This window comes from Microcystis sp. M53603_WE2, assembly GCF_030065435.1.
Map to the genome: position 1 here is coordinate 1 of NZ_JASJFF010000699.1, position 2,556 is coordinate 2,556.

The 2,556-nt window shown below is 44.3% G+C and carries 3 protein-coding genes; 1 reads left to right on the forward strand and 2 read right to left on the reverse strand.

Annotated elements, in window-relative coordinates:
• The first annotated feature begins 172 nt into the window (after positions 1–172).
• Positions 173–784, forward strand: a complete 612-nt coding sequence (locus tag PX481_RS15030; RefSeq protein WP_288094876.1) for a Uma2 family endonuclease — start codon at positions 173–175, stop codon at positions 782–784.
• A 117-nt stretch (positions 785–901) separates the two neighbouring features.
• Here PX481_RS15030 and PX481_RS15035 read toward each other — a convergent pair whose 3' ends face one another.
• Entirely contained in the window at positions 902–1,156 is a 255-nt protein-coding gene (locus tag PX481_RS15035; protein WP_002750132.1) for a hypothetical protein, read from the reverse strand.
• A partial coding sequence (locus tag PX481_RS15040) for a potassium channel family protein (protein WP_288094877.1) occupies positions 1,153–2,556 on the reverse strand: 1,404 nt, incomplete at its 5' end. The genes PX481_RS15040 and PX481_RS15035, both read right to left, overlap by 4 nt.

The following is a 2,556-nucleotide window of genomic DNA, read 5'->3' on the forward strand; positions in this document are numbered from 1 at the left end:
AATTAATTAATAAGTGGGTAGGCGTTAAAAATTATCAGATGCCCCCCTTATTAAGGGGGATCCCCCCGCCTATCGGCACCCCCCTTATCAAGGGGGGCAGGGGGGATCGAACCTAAAATCCATTATTAATTTAATTATAACCAGCCACTTAGAATATCGGAGAAAGACAAAGATGATTATCGCTCAAGAAAAACCAACTATTGCGACAGTCACCAAAACCCCTGTCACTTTGGAAGCATATCGGGCGATCGCTGAAACTTCTCAGGAACGTTATGAATATTGCCATGGAGAAATGATTCTTATGCCTGGAGGAACCGCAACCCACAGCGCAATTGCGATCAATATCTCGGTTTTTTTGGGATTTTTATTGAGAGATAGGGATTTTCGTCTGTATAACAGCGATCTGCGGTTGTGGATTCCTGAATATCATTGTGGAACCTATACCGATCTCATGGTTGTTAACCATGAACCGGAATTTAACGGCGATCGCAAAGACGAAATTCTTAATCCTTTATTTATTGTAGAGGTGCTTTCCCCCGCCACGGAAGCATATGATCGAGGTGATAAATTTAGAAAATATCGTTCCCTGTCAAGTTTTTGTGAATACCTGCTCGTTAGTCAAACTGAACCCTACATTGAGCAATATCTCAGACTCGCACAGAGCGATCGCTGGCAACTACAAACCTACGATCAACTTAGTCAAATAATCCCTCTGGAGAGTTTAAACGTTGAACTTCCCTTGCTAGAAATTTATCGTCGTGTTAGTTTTGCCGCAGCCTCATAAATCCCTTAATCCGATTAATAACCTTTCTATTTTGTTTACATAAAAAGCGATCGCCCCACAGTTTAAACTCAAAAAACCGCCATCGACAAAGAAGCGGCGAGTAGTAGTTCATTAGAACTACTCTGGATAGTTAGGCAGAGAATGATATTGAAAAATGCCAAATATACTGCCGACACTGCCGACACTTAGAATACTGCCAACACTGCCAATACTGAGAATACTGCCGACACTGCCAATACTGAGCATACTGCCGATACTAACCAGACTTAAAATGCTGCTGGCACTAGCGAGACTTAAAATACTGCCGGCACTGCCTAAACTCAAGATACAGCGATAACTAGCTTTGCTCAGATAATTAAGACCAGAAATCATTTTAAATCGGGGAAAGATTGGGGAATAGTTAGGGAAGTATTTTGCCAAACCTGTTGTAAACGCATAGCCGGCATAGTTAGATAAAGAATATCACCTTGATCGAGAGTGATTTCCAGTAATTGCCAACCGTGGATAGTTTGACCCTGTTTTTCTAGGTAAAGTGGCACAAAATCGGCATTCATCGCCGCTTCCTTGACAATTTGCCCCATAAAAGGATGATTAGGTGTGATTAATGTAGCCAAAGCAACCCAGAGGAGATCATCGGTCATGCCATTACCGAGAATTCTACCGCCCAAAGCGGCCGCAGCGAAGGAATAGGTAGCTAGATCCCGGGGACATAATACCGTATCAAAATCAAAAACCTCTTGAATCGATCGCCCGAATTGTTCCTGAGAGCAGCGTAAAACTAGATTAATTTTAGGAGCGATCGCTTTAGCAGTGAGGGCAATCTCCACATTAATCATATCCTCGTAAGTAACCACGATCAAAGATTCGGCGTTGTTAATATTAGCGGTTTCTAGGGTAGCCACTAGACGCGCATCCTCGATGATAACGGGGATTCCCCAGGAGCGCACGGAATGCAAAAATCTATTATTGGGGTCCGATTCAATCACCACCACTTCACAGCCTTGGTCGTGCAATTGTCGCACGATCCGGGTGCCGATACCTCCTAAACCACAGATAATGTGATGATTGCGGACGGGAATGCGGGTAGCATCCCAAAACTGCTTAAAGCGACTACCGAGAATAAAATCGTTAAGGAGAGCATAACAGATACCGATAACCCCCGCACCGACAATCATCATGACCACGGTAAAAATTTTGATACTATCGGGGGTAGATTCGGCCACTTTTTCGTTACCTCCGGCACCGGTAATCATCCCGACGGAAAAATAGAGGGAATCGACGAGGGAAATTTTTTGATTAACGCTGAGATAGGTAACGGTAGCAAGGGAAATCATCCCCAAGAGGGAAAGGGTGACAAGAATTACCGGTTGGACATAGTGCTGATAGGGACGGAGATTGAGCAGATTTCTCAGCCACTTTTGCAGTTTAAAACGCTGTTTTGCCTTAATTGTCGGTTTATTGCCGATAATCAGATGATCGCCAGTTTGGAGTTTTTTGCCCGAAAGAACTGCGGAAACCAGATCGATTTCGTCGTGAGCGGGGAGATAATAGATTAACATCCGGGCCGGATCGTCCCAAAGCTCGTAGAGGGGTAATCCCCACCAAGGATGATTTTCCTCGATAATTATCTCTTGAATTGGCCAAAGGCGATCGAATAGCTGTAATTGACCGATAGCTTTATTACCAAGGGCAGCAAAGGAAAAGATCGGGGCTGCTAGGGAAGCAACGCTCATGCTAACGTGAGCAGGGAGGGTTTGATCGAGTCTTTCTCC